The organism is Arthrobacter sp. R1-13, assembly GCF_054161475.1.
On sequence record NZ_CP096420.1, the window covers coordinates 428,416 to 447,849 of the forward strand.

Genomic DNA, 19,434 nt, shown 5'->3' on the forward strand with positions numbered 1-19,434 from the left:
TCAGCAGGATCAGGCCCCGCAAATATGCCTGGTGCGTATTTGCGGGCCTGAGCCTTTCCTGCCGTCGTCAGCCTGGATGACCCTGCCGAGAGCGGCTATCCGACAGTCGCCAGCACCTTTGAGCGCCGCGTCGGAGCCGCAGCCACCGTGAGGGCCGCGATGGCCACAACGCCACTGAGGATCAGTCCAGGACGGTACTGGGTAAGCATTTCGGCAGCACTGGATTGGACATCGGTCCCGTGCCCGCTGATGACGGCTGTGGTGACGGCGAGTACCAGCGCTGCACCAACCTGGGTGCTGGTCTGAATCAGGCCGGCAGCCAATCCCTGCTCGGAGTTCCGGATGCCGGCCGTCGCCTGGACGTTGATGGAGGGAAATGCCAGGGCAAAGCCGACGCCGAGCAGAAGGATGGAGGGAAGGATGTCGATTGCATAGTTCGGCGTAGTTCCGACGCGCAGGAACAGGATGTAGCCCAGAGTCAGCGCAGCCAGGCCAACCACAATCAGCCGGGGAGCCCCAAACCTGTCAATGAATTTGTCAGCAAATGGCGCTGTGGCGACCACCAGGAGGCCTGCGGGCAGGAGTGCCAGCGCCATGCTCAGCGGGCTCCAGCCGAGGACCGACTGCAGGAACAGGGTCACGATGAACTGGAAGCTGAGGTAGGAGCCAAAGAGGCCTACAGCACTCAGGTTGGCGCGAGCCACCCATCCTTCCTTCAAAATACTGAAGCGGATAAGGGGATGGGCAACTCTCTTTTCGATCACGGCGAAGGCTGTCAGTATCGCGGCGGAGATTGCGAACCCGGCGATAGTTGCCACAGATCCCCATCCCCGCTCCGGTGCCGATACCAACGTGTACACCAGGCCCAGCATGCCCAAAGCCAGGGTCACCGCGCCCCAAATATCGTGGCCACTGTCCTGTTCCTGATCTGCCGGGTTGTCCTTCGGGATGAATCTGAGGCCCAGAAGAACGACGGCTATAGCGACCGGTACCGAGACCAAGAACGTCCAGCGCCAGCTCATGGTGGTCATGAGTCCGCCTACCACCAAGCCCAGCGAGAATCCGCTGGCACCGAACGTGGAGAAGATGGACAGGGCGCGGTTACGCTCCCGCCCTTCGGCGAAGTTGGTGGTGATGATGGAAAAACCGGTAGGTGCTGTGAAGGCCGCAGCCAGTCCCTTGATGAAGCGGGTAGCGATCAGGAGGGTGGGATCATCCACAAGTCCGCCCAGCAGGGATGCCGCGGCGAAGACTGTGAGGGCAATCAGGAAGATACGACGGCGGCCCAGGAGGTCGGCCAGCCGGCCACCCAGGAGCAGGAGACTTCCGTAACCCAGTACATACGCCGAGACGATCCACTGCAGGGAATCGGTGCCGAGGTTGAGTTCCTGGCCTATTGAGGGCAATGCCACGCCCACCATGGAGACGTCAAGGCCGTCGAGTGCAAGAACGGTGCAGAGAACCAGAAGCAGCATCCATTGTGCACGGTTCCAGCGGGCGGGTCCGGGCTGTTCTCCAGCTGATCTTTCAAGAGTGGAAAGTGAAGTCATAACGGCCAATCTATATGACGTGTCATCTAATGACAAGGAATATTATGACGTGGACATTATTTGCCTGATCTACTAGGATGGGGCCATGGAAATGGCACAGGATCGTGAGCTGGTGGAGCAGTGGCGCAACATTCAGAGCGCCTACTTCCGCACGGCCGGGGCCATCGACCGCGAGCTTGAGGCGAAGTTCAACATCGGGCTCAATGAGTTCGAGATCTTGGACCTCGTGGCCGACAACGCCGATGCCTGTCGTATGAAGCAGCTGGGGCAGCGCACGCCCATGACCCAAAGCGCGTTGTCCAAGGTGGTTGACCGCCTGCAGAAAGCCGGCCTGATAACCCGGCACTCCTGCGAGGATGACAGGCGGTCACTGTTCCTCGAACTTACTGATGCCGGCCGCGCCTTGCATGCGGATGCCGCCGTCGCTCACCGGACCCTGCTCCAGGAAAACCTGAGTCAGCTCAGTTAACGAAGCAGCCCCCGCAGTTGTCTCCTCCGCGGGGGGTGGATTTATGGCCGATGAAGCCCGGGAGCTGCCTAGCGCTCCAAGCGGAATCCGAGCTTGATGGTCACTTGCCAATCGGCAACGGCGCCGTTTTCGAGGTGGCCCCTGATTTCTTTGACCTCAAACCAGTCCATGTTGCGCAGTGTTTTGGCAGCCTCAGCGAGGCCGTTGCGGACGGCATCATCGACGCCTTCAGTGGATGTTCCGACAATTTCAGAAATGCTATAGGTGTGGTTAGGCAACGTAGCTCCTCGTGATCCTCGTCGATACCCGGGCCGGCCGGGCCGTCTCTGCAGAGTATCGGACGGAGGCGAGTCCAGCTAGGCCTATGCCGGGGTTGCCTGGGCCTCGAGGACGTACGTTTTCAGATCGTTGAGGGTTTGCTCCATGTGGGCATCCATCGCGTCCCGGGACTGCATGGGGTCGCGGGTCTCAAGGGCATTGGCGATGTTCTGATGGTGGTCGATTGCGTGGGCCTGGATCTCAGGTACACGCGACGTCTGCGTCCGTCGCTTTTGGAGCACGCGGTGAAGGGGTTCAAAAAGCACGGCCACAAAGACGTTTTCCGAGGCGTGCAGAATCAGGTCGTGGAAGGCCAGATCGGCTTCAACGAAGGCTGCGACGTCGTTGATCTTGTGGGCGGCGCGCATGGCGGCAACATGGCGGTGAAGGGTTTGGACATCGACATCGCTGATACGCATGGCCGCCAGTTCACAGGCCCCGGATTCGAGCATCCGGCGAAGTTCGATCAGTTGGACGGCGGCTGCAGCGTCGTCCACGCCTTCTGACGCAGCGCGCAACACGGCCTCCAGGGAGGACCAGCGGCTCAAGGGGTTCACGAATGTTCCCCTCCCGCGTTCCACGCTGAGGATCCGTTGGGCTTCCAGGGTCTTCATGGCTTCGCGTACCGTCATACGGCTCACTTCATGCTTAGCGCTGAGCTCGAGTTCGCCAGGCACGCTGGTGCCTGGCGGAAACTCGCCGGCGATAATCCGGTCCAGAAGCTCGTCTGCCACCATCTCGACGAGTGATTTCCGTGCCATTTTGCCCCCTTGCGGCGTTTGCCAACGTATTGGTCAAGCCTACTTGCGTCTTTTGTGTGCCTTATGCCACACTATCAGCAGATGCAAGATGTCTGACATCTTACAAATGTCCCAACAGTAGCGATTACCCACACAATGGAGTGCAAAGTGCCCCTTGAAGCAGATGTGCTGGCTGCCTACCCGGCAGAGGTCCAGATTCCCGCTCAGCTCGTTGCCGAAGCTGTGGCCGCTTCCGCCGCTGTCACTCCGCAGGTGCTGGTGGTGCTCGACGACGATCCAACAGGCACGCAGTCGGTCTCGGACCTGCCCGTGCTGACCCGGTGGGATGCCGCCGATTTCACCTGGGCTTTCGCCCAGGGCAAGCCCGCCGTCTATGTCCTCACAAACACCCGCAGCCTGGACCCGGCCGAGGCTGCTGCCCGGAACGAGGAAATTGTCCGTAATGCCCTCCTCGCAGCGGATAAGAGCGAGTTCCCCCTCCGCGTGGGCTTCGTCAGCCGCGGAGATTCCACACTGCGCGGACATTTCCCCCTGGAACCCGACACCATCGCCGCTACGCTGGCGGCTTCCAGCGGCGAGGTTACCGACGGCGTCGTGATCGTTCCGGCTTTCCCGGATGCAGGCCGCGTGACCATCGGCGGAGTCCATTACATGCGCGGCACCGGTACCGAAGCAGGGCGGCTGACCCCTGTTTCAGAGACCGAGTTTTCCAAGGATGCCAGCTTTGCGTTCGCCAAATCTGAGCTCGCTGAGTACGTGGCCGAGAAATCGCAGGGCCGCTATCCGGCCAGCTCCGTCATTGTCCTGGACCTGAACATCATCAGGGCCGCCGGCCCGGACGGCGATCCCCAGGTTTCAGCGAAGGCCATCGCCGACGCGATCGCACCGGCCAGCGGATCGACGCCCATCGTGGCGGATATCGTGACTGAAAATGACCTCCGCGCGCTGGCCTTGGGACTGGAAGAGGCCGAACGCCGCGGCAAGAAGCTCCTCTACCGGGTAGGCCCGCCCTTCGTGCGTGCCCGCATCGGCCAGGAGATCCGCAGCGAACTCAGCGGTGAAGAGGCCTATGCAGGCAACACGCCCTCCCTTGCGGGGGGACTGATCGTGGTGGGGTCACATGTGAGTGTCACAACCCGCCAGCTCAAAGTCCTCACCGACCAGCACAGTTCGGCAAAGATCGTGGAGGTCGACGTCGAAAGGCTCCTGGGCTACGAAGCCGAGGCATACCTTGACGCCACTGTCGGCGCCGTAGCGGAGGCACTCCGGCAGGGAGACGTCATTGTTCACACCAGCCGCCTGCTCATCAAGACGGACGACGCCGCCGACAGCCTGAGGATCGCGCGGACTGTTTCCGCCGCCGTCGTTGCTCTCGTGAACCGGACCCTCAAAACCTTCCCGCCGCGCTTTGTAATCGCCAAGGGCGGCATCACCTCCTCCGACGTCGCCGCGCACGGGCTGGAAATCCGCCACGCCATTGTGCGGGGCCCCATGCTCCCAGGAATCGTCAGCCTCTGGGAACCGGTGGACGGACCTGCCAAGGGCATCCCGTACATCGTGTTTGCCGGGAACGTAGGCGATGACCAGTCCCTGGCCCAGGTCACCCGCAAACTCAGCACCACGTTTTAGTCCCACCATTCAACGGAGAACATCATGAGCGACCAGTACACCGTCACCGTCCTTGGCCTCGGAGCCATGGGCCTGCCAATGGCCACCCGCCTCGCATCAGAACTGACCGTCCACGGCTTCGACATCGCGGAGGCGCGCCTGCAGCTTGCTGCCGAGGCCGGAGTCCACACTTTCACAACGGCCAAGGAAGCTGCACAGGAAACCGATGCCCTGCTGCTCGCCGTCCGCAACGGCGAACAGCTCAATGACGTTCTCTTCGGCGAGAACGGCGTGGCCTCCGTGCTGAAGCCGGGCGCCGTAGTGATCCTGACCAGCACCGTCGGCACTGAAGCCATTCCTGCAACTGTCGAGCGGCTTGCCGAATTCGGCGTGGCGCTGGTAGACGCGCCCCTCTCCGGCGGCCCCAAGCGTGCCGGCGAGGGCGATCTGCTGATCGTCGTGGGCGCCGACCCCGCAGCCTACGAAGCTGCCCGCCCGGTCCTGGAACTCCTCGCCTCAACCTTGACTGTTGTCGGTGACAAGCCAGGTGACGGCCAGGCCCTCAAGACCGTCAACCAGCTGCTCTGCGGAGTGCACATCGCGGCCGCTGCAGAGGCCATGGCCCTGGCCGATGCCCTTGGCCTGGACCAAGCCAAGACCCTGGCGGCACTCGAGGCCGGGGCAGCGGGTTCCTTTATGCTTTCCAACCGCGGCCCCCGCATCCTCGAGGCCTACACCGAGGAAGGTGCCGAAGTGCTGAGCCGCCTGGACATTTTCGTCAAGGATATGGGCATCGTGGGCAAGGCCACCCGCGCCGCTGGACTCGCAGCTCCCGTCGCCGCCGCTGCAGAACAGCTGTACCTCCTGGGCCAGGCCCAAGGCCTCGCCGCCGCAGATGATTCTGCCGTCATCAAAGTTGTCGCGCCCACCAAGCGCACTGTCTAGGTCCAAGACCCAAAGGTCCTGACCCCCTAAGATCCGGCGACGGCGGTCCCCCTCCGCCGTCGCTGTTCCACCCACAATCAGCAAGTTCCCCGTATCCCCACCGCCGGTCTGGAAGTAGGCTGGCTTGTCAAAGGAGACACACCATGAGCGCACTCGCTCTCCTGGCCATAGCAGTAGCCGGCGTTGTCCTGCTGCTCGTGGCCGTGATCAAGTTCAAGATCCCAGCCTTCCTGGCGCTGCTGGTAGTCAGCGTCGCTGTGGCGCTGGTAGCCGGAATCCCGCTGCAGGACATCATCAAGACGGTCACGGAAGGCATGGGCGGAACGCTCGGATACGTCGCCATCCTCGTGGGCCTTGGCGCCATGCTGGGCAAGATGATTGAAATTTCCGGTGGAGCGCAGGCCCTGGCCGGCAAGTTCACCTCCATACTTGGTCCGCGCCGCGTGATTGCTGCCCTCACCGCGGCAGCTTTCCTGCTGGCCATCCCGGTATTCTTCGACGTCGGATTCATCATCCTGATCCCCATCATCTACGGCTTCTCTAAGGCAGCCGGAGTCAACCCGGTCAAGATCGGCCTCCCCGTCGGCGCCATCATGCTGGCCATCCACGTTGTTGTCCCCCCGCACCCCGGAGTAGTGGGCGGCGCCGGAATCCTCAAGGCGGACATCGGCTGGGTCACCATCATCGGCCTGCTGATCTGCATCCCCGTCGGCGTCTTGGGCTACTTCATTGCCCGCAAGCTGAATCGCCGCGAATTCACGATGCTGCCTGCCACGGCCGAGCAGTTCCGCCTCTTCGGTTCCGGCAAGTCCGAGGTGGAACAGGATGCAGCAGGCGGCGGCTCCAGTGTTGCAACCAAGACCCACGTCAAGGCGCCTCCGAGCCCTGCCATGATTATCACGTTGATCGTCCTCCCCATCCTCATGATCATGGTGGGAACGGTGGGGGCAGTCATCCTGCCCAAGGACAGCTTCGCGTCAAGCCTTGTTGCCTTTATTGGCGCCCCGCTCATCGCCCTGCTGACGGCCTTGGGCATGGCGTACTACTTCCTGGGCATTCGCCGCGGCTGGTCATCACAGCACACCGGTGAAGTCATGGACTCCGCCCTGGCTCCCACTGCCATCGTTATCCTCGTCACCGGCGCTGGAGGCGTCTTCGGTAAGGTCCTGACTGTCTCCGGCATCGGCAAGGCACTGGCCGAAGGCCTGCAGACCGCTGGTCTTCCGGTAATCCTGATGGCCTTCGTCCTGGCTGCCATCCTCCGCGCTTCCCAGGGTTCAGCCACCGTTGCGATCATCACAACGTCTGGCCTCCTGGCAGCGTCCGTGGCCGACGGCGGATTCTCACCGTTGCAGACCGCCCTGATTCTCCTTGCCATCGGCTTCGGAGCCTTCGGCCTGAGCCACGTGAACGACTCCGGCTTCTGGATTGTCACCCGGTACCTGGGGTTGTCGGTGGCCGATGGGCTCAAGACCTGGACCGTGCTCACCACCATTCTGGGCGTCGCAGGTTTCATCCTCACCTACCTGGTATGGATCCTGGCGGGAGGTCTTAGCGTCTGATGCGCACCCGACTCGATCACCTGGTTGTTTCAGCGTTGCAGAAGGGCGCAGCAATTCCCGCCTTCACCTGCTACGACTTCACCACCGCACTGGCAGTGGTGGCCGCGGCCGAGGAGGCAGGATGCGGAACCATTCTGCTCGTGGCACCCAAGACGGCTGCCACCCCGGACGGCCTCCGGCTGATAGCCGCACTGCGAGGTGTTGCTGACTCCGCTGCGGTGCCGGTGGCTGTCCAGCTGGATCACGCCACGGACGTCCAGGTGATCGTCGACGCCGTCAAGGCAGGGGCGGATTCCGTCCTTGTGGACGGTTCAGCACTTCCTTACGAGGACAACATTGCGCTGGTCAGGGAGGTCCGGGCAGTCCTGGATGCCCAAGGCCGGGCCGAGGTTGTCATGGAAGCCGAACTTGGCGGACTCGCGGGCGATGAGGACAGGGCGTTTGGAGTCGAAGACCTATCCGCCGCGAATAGGATGGCCGGGCTCACCGATTCCGCTCAAGTGGAGGACTTCGTGGCCCGCTCGGGCGCCCAGCTCCTCGCTGTCGCCGTCGGGAACGTCCATGGGAAGTACATCGGCGAACCGGAACTGCGCTGGGACGTGCTGCAGGACATTGCCGTACGCACCCATATACCGCTCGTGCTGCACGGTGCGTCAGGCATTCCCGCTGAGGAGCTGGTGAAGGCTTCTGCCATGAACGTGGGCAAGGTCAACTTCAACACTGAACTCCGCACGGGGGTGCTTGCAACGCTGGAGGCGAACACCAGTGATTATCGGGCGGATGGAGAGAACCTCCAAGGCCTGCTAAGGCTATGGAACCAGTCAGCCAAGGACTTCGCGGCCGGAACACTGGCCACGCTGACACGCTGAAATCCGCCTCGCCGGCGGAGTTGAAATCAAAGGCGGGACAATCAAATATTTGAGGGGGGCTAGGATCAGCTAAATGATCCTGGCCTCCCTTATCTTCGCGACCATTGCAGCCCTTCTCCATGTCTACATCTTCACTATGGAGTCCCTTACGTGGACCCAGCCGGCAACCTGGAAGCGCTTCAGCATCACCTCCCAGGCTGACGCCGACACCACCAGGTTTCTCGCCTACAACCAAGGCTTCTACAATCTCTTCCTGGCCATTGGGGCATTCGCAGGCATCGCAGCCGTTGCCCTCGGCCAGCCCGTTGTGGGGTGGACCTTGATTTTCAGCAGTTGCGGGTCCATGCTGCTGGCCGCCCTCGTGCTGGCCCTAAGCGGGCGAAAGTATCTCCGCGCGGCCACAACACAGGGCGCAACGCCTTTCCTCGCCGTCGTGCTGGGAATCCTGGCCCTGCTGACTGCCTGAGACTGACAGTGCGGGTATCGGCGCTGGGCGCGGCGCTGCTGGTCCTTAACCCGCCCCGGGCGGAGAATGAGAGTAAGCAGTCGGGTTCTGAACCCGTGTTCATAGGGGAGCTCAATGGGCCTTCCAAGTGGGAAGCCGCAGGCCGGGGATCCGGGGGAAACGCCGCCACGTGACCTGGTGATCGATCTTGCCCGCTTCTTCTGCCTGGTACTGGTAGTGGTAAGCCACACCATGATGGTTAGCCCGGTCCTTCATCCCGATGGCACGGTGACCTCCGAAAACACCTTGGGAAACCAGGACTGGTTCGAACCCGTCATCTGGATCTTTATGGTCATGCCGCTCTTTTTCGTGGCCGGTGGCATCACCGGGCTCCAGTCCTGGCGCCGGCTGCGTAACCGCGGCGGAACGGGCCTCGAATTCGCCCAGGCCCGGTTGTTGCGTCTCATCCGCCCCGCGGCGGCCCTGCTGGCGGTGATGTTCACGGGCCTCTGGACCGCCCTGCTGCTCGGAGTGCATCCACAGGTGATCCAGCTTCTTGCCACGGGGGCGGGCATGCCGCTGTGGTTTCTGGCTGCCTACCTCGCCACGCAATTGAGCATCCCCGTCCTGGCCAGGCTGCATGAGCGCTCAGCATGGCTCACGCTCGGCGGCCTCGCGGCACTGGTGGTGACCGTCGATTGCTTCCGCGGCGTCCTGCCGCTCCTGGCCTACGCCAACATGGTGTTCCTTTGGTGCACAGTGCAGCAATTGGGATTCGTCATTGCCGACGGCCATGTCAGGAGACTGAGCCGTTCAATGCTGGTGGCCTTCATCGGCCTGAGCAATCTTCTCCTTGCCGTTCTGGCCGGGTTGGGCCTTTACTCGGGGAACATGCTGGTGAACCTGAACCCGCCGAACCTGACCCTGTTGCTGCTGGGTATTTCTCAGGCGGCTGCTCTTGAACTCTTCCGGCCCGGGCTCAGTTCGGTGGCTTCTGCAGCTTGGGTGCACAAGGTCCTGGCTGTTGCCGGCCGGCGGTCCATGACCGTCTACCTGTGGCACCTGCCCGTTCTTGCCGCCATGTCGGGCTTGTGGCTCCTGACGGATTTCCCTAAACCGGCGGGCGGAACGGCTGAGTGGTGGTGGTCCCGTTCAGTGGTGCTCTTGGGGTTGATCACGTTGCTGCTTCCGGTACTGGCGGTTTTTGGGCGGCTGGAGGATCGTCCGACGGCGCCCGTCCACGCCCGTCGTCGGCCCGCCGCGGCGGTGGTGACCGCCGCCGTCGTCGTCTTCATCCCGGTGACTGATGCTGCGTTCAACGGCCTCAATTTGGGACTTCTTGGTGGGGGAGCGGCCTGTTTTACCCTCGCCGCGCTCCTACTTGGCCGGGTTCCCGCCCGGGTGCCGGAAGCGAAGGGGACCGGCCGCTCGGAAACGGCATTGCCACCGCCGCCATTTAGTGCCAATGTCGAACCATGACGGAGAACATGGTATCCACCGAGGACACGTTCAGCCCGGACGTTTCAACCCTTCGCAACGACGCCCTGCACCGCTATGAGCTGCGGGTGGGCGGCAAACTCGCGGTTCAGACCCGCTTCATCGACCGCCCCGGTCACATCGACTTCATCCAGACTGAAACAGCCGAGGAGTTCAAAGGAAAAGGTCACTCCAAGGTACTGGCTCACTTCGCCCTGGACGACGTCCTGGCTTCCGGAAAACGGATCATTCCACACGACCCCTTCATCGCCGGCTACCTACGGAAACACGAAGCCTACGAACTTTTCATCGACTGGCCCGAGACACCGGCTGGCACCGGGTAATCCGTTCTTTGCCTAGGGTGTGAAATGCGTTGACGGCGCGGAGGCTGCAACGCTCTTCACCAGGTCCTCGGCAACCAGACGAAGCTTCTTGTTCCGCCCGCTCGATGCCTTTGCCAGGATTCTCAGCGCCTCCTCCTGAGTGCAGCGGTTCTGCGCCATGATGATTCCTGCGGCGAGGTCGATGGCTGTCCGCGACTCCATTGCCGCCCGCAGATCATCGGCCAGCTGCTGCCGCGTTCCGATTCGCACAGCGAGTCTCAGCGATTTTTCGGCGTGACGGGCAAAGGTTTCGGCGAGGCCGATGGCCGTGGCGTCGAAGGCATCGGGCACAGGCGCAAAAACATTGAGAGCGGCAGCGGCGCCCTCATCCAGCCCCAAGGGGACTCCGAGCACGCTGAACTGTCCAATTGCTGAGATGGTGGATCCGTATTCGGGCCAGCGCATGTCAGTTCGTGTGTCCCGTACGAGCACCGTGGTCCCGGTATTCATCGCGTGAAGGCAGGGGCCTTCGCCGAAATTATGCTGGATCTCGTCGCAGGCGCGGGAAGCCTCGCTGCTCCAGCCCGCAGTGGCGGTCCGGTGCCGCCTTTGCAGGGTGATGGCGCAAGTGACGTCCAGACCAATCGACTCGGAGAGGGAGGCAGCCGACAATTCACACAGTTCCGCGAGGAAGCTGCTCACGTCAGGGCTGTCAATGACAAGGTCCTGAAGACGTTCAGCCACTGAGGTATCAACCGCCATGTCGTCCATTAGCCAATTCTAGTTCCACTGGATGAAATGCACCGTAAGAATCAGGCCCTGACTTGTGACCCACAATACAAGCCTCATAGGGTGTAAGGGAGTTATGCAGTTGGCTCTTGGATGTTCTCTTGAAGTATCAGGTGGAGAAACCCGTGAACCACAAACTGCGTGTCACCGTTCGCGTTGATATTGACCCCGGACACGTAACCCTCGTCTCTACAGGTTGCCTTACACGGTTAAACTATCCGGTCCTGTTGCACATCATGCGTCGCGCCCAACAGCTTGCCAGCCGCTCTTCCATCCAGGTGGATCTGACCCAGGCCTCCCATCTCGATCTCGAAGTACTGGAGTACCTTCGGCACATGGAGGGCAGGGAAACAGAACTGAACCACAGCAGCGACGGGGATGACACCCCGTCCGCTCCCCATCCATTCCAGCTGACGCTGATCGAGCCCATAGAGCTGCCGGTCTGCCTTGTCCACGCAGGCATGGCCGGGGAGCGGATGGCCGGACTCGACGGCGAAATTCTTCCCGGGCTTGGCAGTGACAACATGTTGTCGCTTAATGAAGCCGCCTTCGGTGCGGTTTCCGGAAGCTCCCATGTAGGTCATGCAAAGCCTGCCTCGGAGGGCGGAGCAGACCTCTCCTTCTACCTCGAGGGCACTCTCGAACCCGCGTCGACGGTGGCCGCCATGTCGGACGAAAGCCTGGCGGAGCTGGCCGACACCCTGTACCGGCACCTGGACACCCGCAAGCCACTCTTCGGCGCCCATACTTGGTATGACTTTGCTGCCGACGAGTTGCAGCGGCGGCATGCAGAGGGCTCGGACGCCCCGCCGCAAGACGAGCTCGCCATGGGCTAGAGCAGTACGGGCTCGGCCGGGCCTGTTCGCTCTCCCTATTTTGGTGCAGAGTTCGAGTTCTCCTAGGCGAAGCAGGACGCCGGCAACAAGTGGACGCTGTTGTGCAAGAGGAGCGCCACCCAGGACACCGCAGGAAGCTAACGCGGACTTGCTGTCAGGGCAGGCCGTCCTGCTGCGTATGCCTCGAGGAGCTGCGACAGCGCGGCCAGCACGTCATCAGGGGTGCCACTGGCATCGAGTTTAAGAAAGTCCTGGTATTCCGGGAGCGAACGATAGGCCGCATCAAGGCCGCTCAGCTCCTCGAGCGATTCCGTGTCAGTGCCGCGCGCCAGGACTCTCCCGAGTGCCTGCTCCGGATCAACAACCAGGTGGACCACCATGTCCGGTTTCGGAAGCCTGCGTAGGAGGCAGGGCAGGAAGCGGCCGCGGGGAAGCCCTTTTGCCTGGCGTAGCGCCAGCTGGCAATACAGATGCCGGTCCATGACCACCAGGCCGGGCTGGTTCTGTGCACGTGCATGGGAAACCAGCACATTGAAGGTGCGGATAATGGTTTCAACAGCGTCAGCCAGGCGTGCATGGAAGCGGAGCCCAAATCTGGCTGCGAGCAGTGACATCCGGCGCCGGCCAGCATAATTGCTCAGCAGCAGCGCTCCTCGATCCCGAGCCAGGGCTTGGGCGGCGGTGGTCTTTCCTGAGCCGTCAATTCCTGTCAGCACAATCAGCAAGCGGTTTCCCTCCGTCATGAGTCATTAACCCTAACTTCCCGGCCGGCCCGAATGGGTGTGATGTCGCAGGTCTCACACTCACCCTGCTGGCACCTGCCGTGGCCGAAGCGGAATTCTGCCCTGATTTCTCCCGGCATAAAAGTCAATGACGGCTAAAGTACCCGCATTCCATTGTGTGAAATGAATTACATCACATGAGTTTGACGTAAAGGGGAACCTAAGTAAGGCTTACCTTGCCCTGCCACCCAACAATGCGATCAAAGGAAGACCACTGTGACGTTGCCGTCCCCTCTGGATGAAATGCCTGCCGACGTTCCGGCCAAGCCCGCTCAGGACTTTGGTTCCCGCCTCGAGTTGGCGCTTTCAGCCACAAATCAGCTCTTCAACGCCCGCAATTCGCCCCGGTATGTGGCCCAGGTCCTGCAGGGAGTCAACGCAGTCGCCACCAAACTGGACCGCACCACGCGGCCATTCACGGGCGTCCAGCCCGGCGAGTTGAAGCTGAGGGTGGACGGGGTGAACCTGGAACAGCCTCTCCCGGATACCGCTGCCGCCCTTGAGGAGTTGGAAGCGCTTTACCTGAGGGATGCGATCTACTTCCACGACGCCAAATACGCCGCACACCTTAATTGCCCCGTCGTGATTCCGGCGCTGGTCGGTGAAGCTGTTCTGTCCGCGGTGAATTCCTCCATGGATACCTGGGACCAAAGCGCAGGGGCCACCATGATTGAACGCCGCCTCATCGACTGGGCTGCTGAACGATTGCAGCTGGGACCTGCAGCGGATGGAATCTTCACCTCCGGAGGCAGCCAGTCCAACTTCCAGGCGCTTCTGATCGCCCGCAACCATGCAGCAGCCGAGCTTCGGCGTAACGCCGAGGGCGACGGAACCACAGCCCCGCGCCTTCCCGCTTTGCTCGACAAGATGCGGATTTTCACTTCGGCGGACAGCCACTTCAGCATCCGGAAGTCAGCTTCGATGCTGGGCCTCGGGTACGACGCCGTCGTGTCCGTTCCGTGCGATTCCGAACACCGCATGGATCCCACGGCTTTGGCCTCGGCTTTGGCGGAAGCGCACGACGCCGGACTGGTCCCCATGGCTGTTGTGGCCACTGCGGGGACAACTGATTTTGGCGCTGTTGACCCCTTGGCCGAACTCGCCGCGCTGGCCCGCGCCTACGGAGCCTGGTTCCACATTGACGCAGCCTACGGTGGCGGACTGATGGTGTCGGGCGCCTACCGCCAGCTTCTGGATGGAACAGGCCTCGCCGATTCGGTCACCGTTGACTTCCACAAAACGTTCTTTCAGCCGGTAAGTTCAAGTGCTCTCCTGCTTCGTGAGGCGTCCATGCTGGGCCACGTGACCTACTACGCCGATTACCTCAACCCGGAAAGCGCCGCACGCGCCGAAATTCCCAACCAGGTTGATAAGAGCATCCAGACCACGCGACGGTTCGATGCCCTCAAGCTGTGGCTCACCCTGCGGATCATGGGAGCGGACGCTGTCGGTGCGCTCTTTGACGAGGCGATAGACCTTGCTGCCCGGGTGGGGGAGGTGCTGGCGGAGGATCCCGATTTTGAACTGGCGGCCAAACCCCAACTCAGCACTCTTGTATTCCGCTACCGGCCGCTCCTCGCCGATGGTTCGCGCCTCCAGGAAGATACGGCTGACGTCCTCAACCCGGCCATCCGTTCAGCTGTGTTCGCATCGGGCAAGGCCGTGGTGGCCGGTACAACGGTGGCCGGCAGTCACTACCTGAAGTTCACTCTTCTCAACGCAGAGGCCACCCTTGAGGACATCGTGGAAATCATCAACCTGCTACGGAACACCGGTGAAAGCCTCCTGCCGGAGGTGCCCGCTGCCAACTTAGATGAATTGACGGCAGGGGTGCGCGCATGAACACGTCAGCCTCCGAAGTCATGAACCACAGCAATCCAACAGGACGCGTCTACGATTTCGCCGGGATCGGCGTCGGGCCCTTCAACCTGGGACTGGCCGCCCTGAGCGAGCCTGTTGATGGGCTCGACGGAGTGTTTCTCGAGCGCCGGGAGTCCTTCGATTGGCATCCGGGAATGATGCTCGAGCCCGCGCACTTGCAGGTACCGTTCATGGCAGACCTCGTGACGCTGGCCGATCCGACGTCGCAGTTTTCCTTCCTGAACTTCCTGAAGCAGACCGGACGTCTCTACCGCTTCTATATCAGGGAAAACTTCTACCCGCTGCGCGCGGAGTACAACCAGTACTGCCAATGGGTTGCCGGGCAGCTCGAGGCTGTACGGTTTGGCACTGATGTCCGGGAGATCACGTACGACGACGGCGTTTACACACTGTCGCTGAACGGTCCCCAAGGGCCCGAGGTGCTCCGGGCACGGCGGCTGGTGCTGGGGACTGGCACGTCACCTTATGTGCCGGAGTCCTGTGCAGGGGTGGTTGATGCCGGCGGACTTGTCAGCCACAACGCGGACTACCTGTTGAGGAAGAGTGAGCTGCAGTCCAAGGCCAGCATCACCATTGTGGGCAGCGGGCAGAGTGCGGCAGAAATCTACTACGAGCTGCTGCAGGAAATCGACGTCTATGGGTACCAGCTCAACTGGGTCACTCGGTCCGGCCGATTCTTCCCGCTCGAATACACCAAGCTCACACTGGAAATGACGTCGCCGGAGTATGTGGATTACTTCCACGAGCTTCCGGAGGAGCAGCGGGACGGGCTGATCAAGAGCCAGAAGAACCTCTACAAGGGCATCAACTCCGACCTCATCGACGCCATCTACGATCTCCTCTACACCAAGAGCCTGTCCGGGCTGGTGGATACACAGCTGCTGACTCATTCCGCGCTCACCGCGGCATCATGGGACACCTCCGCCGCATCGCACACTCTGCAGTTGCGGCACGAGGAGCAGGGCCGGGACTACACGCTGGAGACCGAGGCCGTGGTTCTCGCTACCGGCTACAGCTACCGCGAGCCAGGGTTCCTTGCCGGCATCCAGGACCGGATCGAACGCGACTCCCGCGGCCGGTTCGCGGTGGACCGCAACTACAGCACCGGCGTCGAACCCGCCGAAATCTTTGTCCAGAACGCGGAGCTCCACACACATGGCTTTGTGACCCCTGACCTCGGCATGGCCGCGTACCGCAACTCCTGCATTTTGCGGGAGATGACCGGCACTGAGGTGTACCCGGTGGAGCGGAGCATCGCGTTCCAGCAGTTCGGTGCCCCGGGACAAGACGTGTCAGGGCAGGGAGCCGCAGCTGAGCACGCGGCAGGTTCGCGTGCAGCGCGTCTGCCGGATGCATTGGCGGTCCGGGGATGAGTCTCACTTTCCGTTGCCTCGATGCTGTCCACGACGCTCCATTGCTTCACAGCTGGGTCACCAAGCCCTATGCCTCATTCTGGGGAATGCTGACAGCCACCCTCGACGACGTTGTGGAGGAATACTCCAGAATCCAGTCGAGCGGCCATCACCATGCGCTGCTGGGGCTCGACGGCGATGAGCCCGCCTTCCTTATGGAGGAATACCAGCCGGAAGCATCACCCCTTGCAGCCGTATACGCAGTGCAACCCGGTGACATCGGCATGCACCTTCTGGTGGCACCGCCCCCGGGTCAGCCGCAATCCGGCTACACCACTGCTGTCATGACGGCGGTATTGGAGCACCTGTTCCAGAAGCCCGGCATTGAGCGCGTGGTTGTTGAGCCGGATGCGGGAAACACCAAGATCCACGCCCTTAATGAGCGGCTGGGCTTCCAACCAGCAGGTGTCGTGGACCTTCCGGATAAGCAGGCGCTGCTGAGCTTCTGCACCCGCGCGGACTTCCACGCCGCGCGAGACCTCATCGAACACGACCTCCAGGGAGCCACCTTATGAGCACCATTGAACTCGAATCCGTACTGGCGGCAGGACATTCGGCCGCTCACCTTAAACCGGAACTGTGGGCAAAGGCCAACCGTCACCTGGTCCGCAAAGCGCTCGCCGAATTTTCGCATGAAAGAATCCTGTCCCCGGAGAAGGTCGCTCCTGCCATTGGTGCGGACGCCAAGGGAGCGGGGACGGCGCACTCCTACCGTCTCGTCAGCGACGACGGCCTTGCTGAGTACAGGTTTACGGCACGGCGACTGGAACTGGAGCACTGGTCCATTGACGGCACCACCATCGCCTGCACACGGAATGGCACTGAAGCAACCGTTGATGCCCTGACTTTCATCACCGAATTCCGGGAGACACTGGGTATCCGGGAAGAGATGCTGCCGGTGTATCTGGAGGAAATCAGCAGCACGCTCGCCAGCCATGCCTTCAAGCAATGGATCGGGCAGCCTTCCTCGGCCGAGCTTGCTGTTGGGGTCACGGGCGGAGCAAATCCGAGCATCGACTTCCAAACCATTGAGCGGAGCATGACCGAGGGGCACCCCTGCTTCGTGGCCAACAATGGCCGCCTTGGATTCGGCATTGCGGATTTCCGTGCATTTGCGCCGGAAGCTGGAGCGCCCGTTCAGCTCGACTGGATCGCGGTGCACCGAACCAAAGCGGTCTTCACGTCCAGCGAAGGGTTAGACTACCGCGAGCACCTCGAGGCGGAACTGGGCAGCGATGCCGCATTTTTCGACGCCGAACTCCGAAGCCAGGGCCTCGAACCGTCCAGCTACTTCCTGATGCCGGTGCACCCCTGGCAGTGGGAAAACAAACTGACCGTGACCTTCGCTGCCGAAATAGCGCAACAGCACATTGTGCATCTCGGGATCGGGGCCGATGCCTATCAGGCCCAGCAGTCCATCAGGACCTTTTTTAACACAACTGAGCCGGAAAAATGCTATGTCAAAACGGCCATCTCCGTGCTGAACATGGGCTTCATGAGGGGTCTCTCGCCGTATTACATGAAAGCGACCCCTGCCATCAATGACTGGTTGCAGGAACTGATCACCGGCGACGAGGCCCTCCAATCGCGGGGGCTGGCCGTGATCAGGGAAGTGGCGGCCATGGGCTACCACAATGGCTACTACGAGGCCGCCTCGGCCAAGGGCTCGCCCTACCGAAAGATGCTCTCGGCGCTGTGGAGGGAAAGTCCGCTTCCCTTGCTCAAGGACGGCCAGCAGTTGACCACTATGGCTTCGCTCCTTCACGTGGACAGCTCAGGAAAACCCTTCGTTTCTGCCCTTATCGGGCGATCCGGGCTTGCGCCGTCGGACTGGCTGCGCCGCTACTTCGAGGCCTATCTCATCCCGCTGGTGCACTGCCTCTTCCGCTACGAGCTGGCATTCATGCCGCACGGCGAAAACGTCATCCTGGTGCTTGAGGACGGGGTTCCGGTCCGCGCCATTATGAAGGACATAGCTGAGGAGATTGTGGTGATGGGGGAGAGGATGGAACTGCCGGAGGAGTTAAGCCGGGTCAAGGCTGACGTCCCCGACGGCGAGAAGGTCCTGGCAATCTTCACCGACGTGTTCGACTGCATCTTCAGGTTCCTCAGCGCTCTCCTGGAGGAAGATTCCGTGATGAGCCAGGAGACGTTCTGGCGCACCGCAGCCGAGGCCATCCGCGACTATCAGGCGGAGCATCCCGAACTCGCGGACCAGTTCTCCAAGCATGACCTCTTTGCGGATGACTTTCAGTTCTCCTGTCTGAACCGCCTCCAATTGCGGAACAACCAGCAGATGCTGGACATCTCTGATCCTTCAGGCGGACTCCAGATGGCGGGGCGCCTGAGGAATCCGCTGGCCACCTTCGCCGGCTGACCAGCCGCATCCACCCAGGAACGAGCCGGGCTGTTCAGGACCAGTGGTCCTTGGCCCGGCTCGGTCCCTGCCGCAAGTTAAGCCACCCGGTTAGTCTGGGACCATGGGCATGCCAACAGGAACAACAGCATTGATCACCGGCGCCACTGCTGGCCTGGGCGCGGAGTTTGCCCGCCAGTTGGCCGAACAAGGACATCACCTCGTACTGGTGGCACGGGACAGGGAACGGCTGGATGCTTCCGCTGGGGAGCTGGAGAACCTGTACAGCATCTCGACAGAGGTGATCGTGGCAGATCTTACGGACGACGGCGGGGTGGCAGCCGTCGTCGAACGCCTGTCCGACGACGAGCATCCGGTGGAGATCCTGGTCAACAACGCAGGGTTCGGGCTGCTCAAGTCATTCGAAGAGAATGACATCGAGGAGGAGAAGAGGCACCTGAAACTGCTGGTGGAGACGCCGATGGTGCTTAGCCATGCTGCTTTGAAAGCAATGCTGAAACGCGGCTCCGGAAAGATCATCAACGTGGCCAGCGTGGCCGCGTTCCTCCCTCGGGGAACCTACTCCGCAGCCAAAGGCTGGCTCGTCGCCTTCAGCCGCTGGGCCAACCTCGCCTATTCCCCGCAGGGCGTCACCGTCACGGCCGTTTGCCCTGGCCTGACCCATACTGAGTTCCACGACCGGATGGACATGGACAAGTCCGTGGCCCCTCCGTGGATGTGGCTGCACCCCGACCGGGTAGTCCGTGAAGGCCTTGCCGCGAGCGAGCACGGGAAGGCGGTTTGGATCCCCTCAAAGAGATACAGGGTCATGATGGCGGCGGCACAAATGTTGCCGGCGCGGCTGACGACGGGACCCCCTCGCAGGGCAAGATAGGGGCCACGGTGGAACGTGATATGCAGTTCTTCCGAAAACCCCTATACTGACGTCTGCCGCAATAAGCGGGGGGAGCGGTTATGCCGCCTTGATTGAAAGGCGGCAGCGTGCACAGCAACGCGTCGCGACGCATATTGGCGTCAATTTTATGTGGATG

19 protein-coding genes are annotated in these 19,434 nt (G+C 61.8%); 14 read left to right on the forward strand and 5 right to left on the reverse strand.

Features of this window, described 5'->3' with window-relative positions; all coding sequences use genetic code 11:
• Positions 1–95: 95 nt before the first annotated feature.
• Entirely contained in the window at positions 96–1,550 is a 1,455-nt protein-coding gene (locus M1D88_RS02105; RefSeq protein ID WP_458112974.1) for an MFS transporter, read from the reverse strand.
• 85 nt (positions 1,551–1,635) lie between these two features.
• On the opposite strand from M1D88_RS02105, the gene M1D88_RS02110 reads away from it, so the two are divergent.
• Positions 1,636–2,019: a MarR family winged helix-turn-helix transcriptional regulator gene (locus M1D88_RS02110; protein ID WP_458112975.1), complete on the forward strand. Its 384-nt coding sequence runs from the start codon at positions 1,636–1,638 to the stop codon at positions 2,017–2,019.
• A 68-nt stretch (positions 2,020–2,087) separates the two neighbouring features.
• On the opposite strand, the gene M1D88_RS02115 is transcribed toward M1D88_RS02110, so the two are convergent.
• Together M1D88_RS02115 and M1D88_RS02120 are read right to left on the reverse strand one after the other, a co-directional pair.
• Positions 2,088–2,297, reverse strand: a complete 210-nt coding sequence (locus M1D88_RS02115; RefSeq protein WP_309105782.1) for a dodecin — start codon at positions 2,295–2,297, stop codon at positions 2,088–2,090.
• An 84-nt stretch (positions 2,298–2,381) separates the two neighbouring features.
• A complete protein-coding gene (locus tag M1D88_RS02120) occupies positions 2,382–3,098 on the reverse strand; it encodes a FadR/GntR family transcriptional regulator (protein ID WP_458112976.1) in 717 nt (238 codons plus the stop codon).
• Positions 3,099–3,245: 147 nt separating this feature from the next.
• On the opposite strand from M1D88_RS02120, the gene M1D88_RS02125 reads away from it, so the two are divergent.
• From M1D88_RS02125 to M1D88_RS02155, 7 genes are all read left to right on the forward strand, one after another.
• On the forward strand, positions 3,246–4,727 hold the full coding sequence (locus tag M1D88_RS02125; protein ID WP_458112977.1) for a four-carbon acid sugar kinase family protein: 1,482 nt from the start codon (positions 3,246–3,248) through the stop codon (positions 4,725–4,727).
• A gap of 24 nt (positions 4,728–4,751) precedes the next feature.
• Positions 4,752–5,651: an NAD(P)-dependent oxidoreductase gene (locus tag M1D88_RS02130; RefSeq protein ID WP_458112978.1), complete on the forward strand. Its 900-nt coding sequence runs from the start codon at positions 4,752–4,754 to the stop codon at positions 5,649–5,651.
• A gap of 143 nt (positions 5,652–5,794) precedes the next feature.
• Positions 5,795–7,213 (forward strand): GntP family transporter, encoded by a 1,419-nt coding sequence (locus M1D88_RS02135; RefSeq protein ID WP_458112979.1) that lies wholly within the window; start codon positions 5,795–5,797, stop codon positions 7,211–7,213.
• A complete protein-coding gene (locus M1D88_RS02140) occupies positions 7,213–8,082 on the forward strand; it encodes a class II fructose-bisphosphate aldolase (protein ID WP_458112980.1) in 870 nt (289 codons plus the stop codon). Before M1D88_RS02135 ends, M1D88_RS02140 begins: the two co-directional genes overlap by 1 nt.
• Positions 8,083–8,155: 73 nt before the next feature.
• Entirely contained in the window at positions 8,156–8,548 is a 393-nt protein-coding gene (locus tag M1D88_RS02145) for a DUF1304 domain-containing protein (protein ID WP_458112981.1), read from the forward strand.
• A 114-nt stretch (positions 8,549–8,662) separates the two neighbouring features.
• Positions 8,663–10,006 (forward strand): acyltransferase family protein, encoded by a 1,344-nt coding sequence (locus M1D88_RS02150; RefSeq protein WP_458112982.1) that lies wholly within the window; start codon positions 8,663–8,665, stop codon positions 10,004–10,006.
• A complete protein-coding gene (locus M1D88_RS02155; protein ID WP_309105774.1) occupies positions 10,003–10,347 on the forward strand; it encodes a GNAT family N-acetyltransferase in 345 nt (114 codons plus the stop codon). Before M1D88_RS02150 ends, M1D88_RS02155 begins: the two co-directional genes overlap by 4 nt.
• 12 nt (positions 10,348–10,359) lie before the next feature.
• Here the strand turns inward: M1D88_RS02155 and M1D88_RS02160 are convergent, their stop codons facing one another.
• Positions 10,360–11,097 (reverse strand): GAF and ANTAR domain-containing protein, encoded by a 738-nt coding sequence (locus M1D88_RS02160; protein WP_458112983.1) that lies wholly within the window; start codon positions 11,095–11,097, stop codon positions 10,360–10,362.
• Between the two features lie 143 nt (positions 11,098–11,240).
• Between M1D88_RS02160 and M1D88_RS02165 the strand changes: the two genes are divergently transcribed.
• Complete coding sequence (locus M1D88_RS02165; RefSeq protein ID WP_458112984.1) at positions 11,241–11,951, forward strand: hypothetical protein; 711 nt, start codon at positions 11,241–11,243, stop codon at positions 11,949–11,951.
• 137 nt (positions 11,952–12,088) lie between these two features.
• Here M1D88_RS02165 and M1D88_RS02170 read toward each other — a convergent pair whose 3' ends face one another.
• Positions 12,089–12,676, reverse strand: coding sequence for a dTMP kinase (locus M1D88_RS02170; protein ID WP_458114606.1), 588 nt, complete (start codon positions 12,674–12,676; stop codon positions 12,089–12,091).
• Between the two features lie 300 nt (positions 12,677–12,976).
• Between M1D88_RS02170 and M1D88_RS02175 the strand changes: the two genes are divergently transcribed.
• The 5 genes from M1D88_RS02175 to M1D88_RS02195 all read left to right on the forward strand — a co-directional run bounded on the left by M1D88_RS02175 (position 12,977) and on the right by M1D88_RS02195 (position 19,277).
• On the forward strand, positions 12,977–14,575 hold the full coding sequence (locus tag M1D88_RS02175) for a pyridoxal phosphate-dependent decarboxylase family protein (RefSeq protein WP_458114607.1): 1,599 nt from the start codon (positions 12,977–12,979) through the stop codon (positions 14,573–14,575).
• Entirely contained in the window at positions 14,572–15,987 is a 1,416-nt protein-coding gene (locus M1D88_RS02180; RefSeq protein ID WP_458112985.1) for a lysine N(6)-hydroxylase/L-ornithine N(5)-oxygenase family protein, read from the forward strand. The genes M1D88_RS02175 and M1D88_RS02180 overlap by 4 nt, the downstream gene beginning before the upstream one ends.
• Positions 15,984–16,541, forward strand: coding sequence for a GNAT family N-acetyltransferase (locus M1D88_RS02185; RefSeq protein ID WP_458112986.1), 558 nt, complete (start codon positions 15,984–15,986; stop codon positions 16,539–16,541). Before M1D88_RS02180 ends, M1D88_RS02185 begins: the two co-directional genes overlap by 4 nt.
• A complete protein-coding gene (locus M1D88_RS02190; protein ID WP_458112987.1) occupies positions 16,538–18,403 on the forward strand; it encodes an IucA/IucC family protein in 1,866 nt (621 codons plus the stop codon). The genes M1D88_RS02185 and M1D88_RS02190 overlap by 4 nt, the downstream gene beginning before the upstream one ends.
• A gap of 103 nt (positions 18,404–18,506) precedes the next feature.
• Positions 18,507–19,277 carry an SDR family NAD(P)-dependent oxidoreductase gene (locus M1D88_RS02195; protein WP_458112988.1) on the forward strand — a complete coding sequence of 257 codons (771 nt, stop codon included), beginning with the start codon at positions 18,507–18,509 and terminating at the stop codon, positions 19,275–19,277.
• The last annotated feature ends 157 nt before the right edge of the window (positions 19,278–19,434 follow it).

Excerpts from the sequence above, each read along its gene's own strand:
- M1D88_RS02140 (WP_458112980.1), top strand. The coding sequence starts at position 7,213 with ATGCGCACCCGACTCGATCACCTGGTTGTTTCAGCGTTGCAGAAGGGC.
- M1D88_RS02190 (WP_458112987.1), top strand. The coding sequence starts at position 16,538 with ATGAGCACCATTGAACTCGAATCCGTACTGGCGGCAGGACATTCGGCC.
- M1D88_RS02160 (WP_458112983.1), bottom strand. The coding sequence starts at position 11,097 with ATGGACGACATGGCGGTTGATACCTCAGTGGCTGAACGTCTTCAGGAC.
- M1D88_RS02145 (WP_458112981.1), top strand. The coding sequence starts at position 8,156 with ATGATCCTGGCCTCCCTTATCTTCGCGACCATTGCAGCCCTTCTCCAT.
- M1D88_RS02110 (WP_458112975.1), top strand. The coding sequence starts at position 1,636 with ATGGAAATGGCACAGGATCGTGAGCTGGTGGAGCAGTGGCGCAACATT.
- M1D88_RS02105 (WP_458112974.1), bottom strand. The coding sequence starts at position 1,550 with ATGACTTCACTTTCCACTCTTGAAAGATCAGCTGGAGAACAGCCCGGA.
- M1D88_RS02130 (WP_458112978.1), top strand. The coding sequence starts at position 4,752 with ATGAGCGACCAGTACACCGTCACCGTCCTTGGCCTCGGAGCCATGGGC.
- M1D88_RS02195 (WP_458112988.1), top strand. The coding sequence starts at position 18,507 with ATGGGCATGCCAACAGGAACAACAGCATTGATCACCGGCGCCACTGCT.
- M1D88_RS02175 (WP_458114607.1), top strand. The coding sequence starts at position 12,977 with ATGCCTGCCGACGTTCCGGCCAAGCCCGCTCAGGACTTTGGTTCCCGC.
- M1D88_RS02155 (WP_309105774.1), top strand. The coding sequence starts at position 10,003 with ATGACGGAGAACATGGTATCCACCGAGGACACGTTCAGCCCGGACGTT.
- M1D88_RS02135 (WP_458112979.1), top strand. The coding sequence starts at position 5,795 with ATGAGCGCACTCGCTCTCCTGGCCATAGCAGTAGCCGGCGTTGTCCTG.
- M1D88_RS02120 (WP_458112976.1), bottom strand. The coding sequence starts at position 3,098 with ATGGCACGGAAATCACTCGTCGAGATGGTGGCAGACGAGCTTCTGGAC.
- M1D88_RS02180 (WP_458112985.1), top strand. The coding sequence starts at position 14,572 with ATGAACACGTCAGCCTCCGAAGTCATGAACCACAGCAATCCAACAGGA.
- M1D88_RS02185 (WP_458112986.1), top strand. The coding sequence starts at position 15,984 with ATGAGTCTCACTTTCCGTTGCCTCGATGCTGTCCACGACGCTCCATTG.
- M1D88_RS02150 (WP_458112982.1), top strand. The coding sequence starts at position 8,663 with ATGGGCCTTCCAAGTGGGAAGCCGCAGGCCGGGGATCCGGGGGAAACG.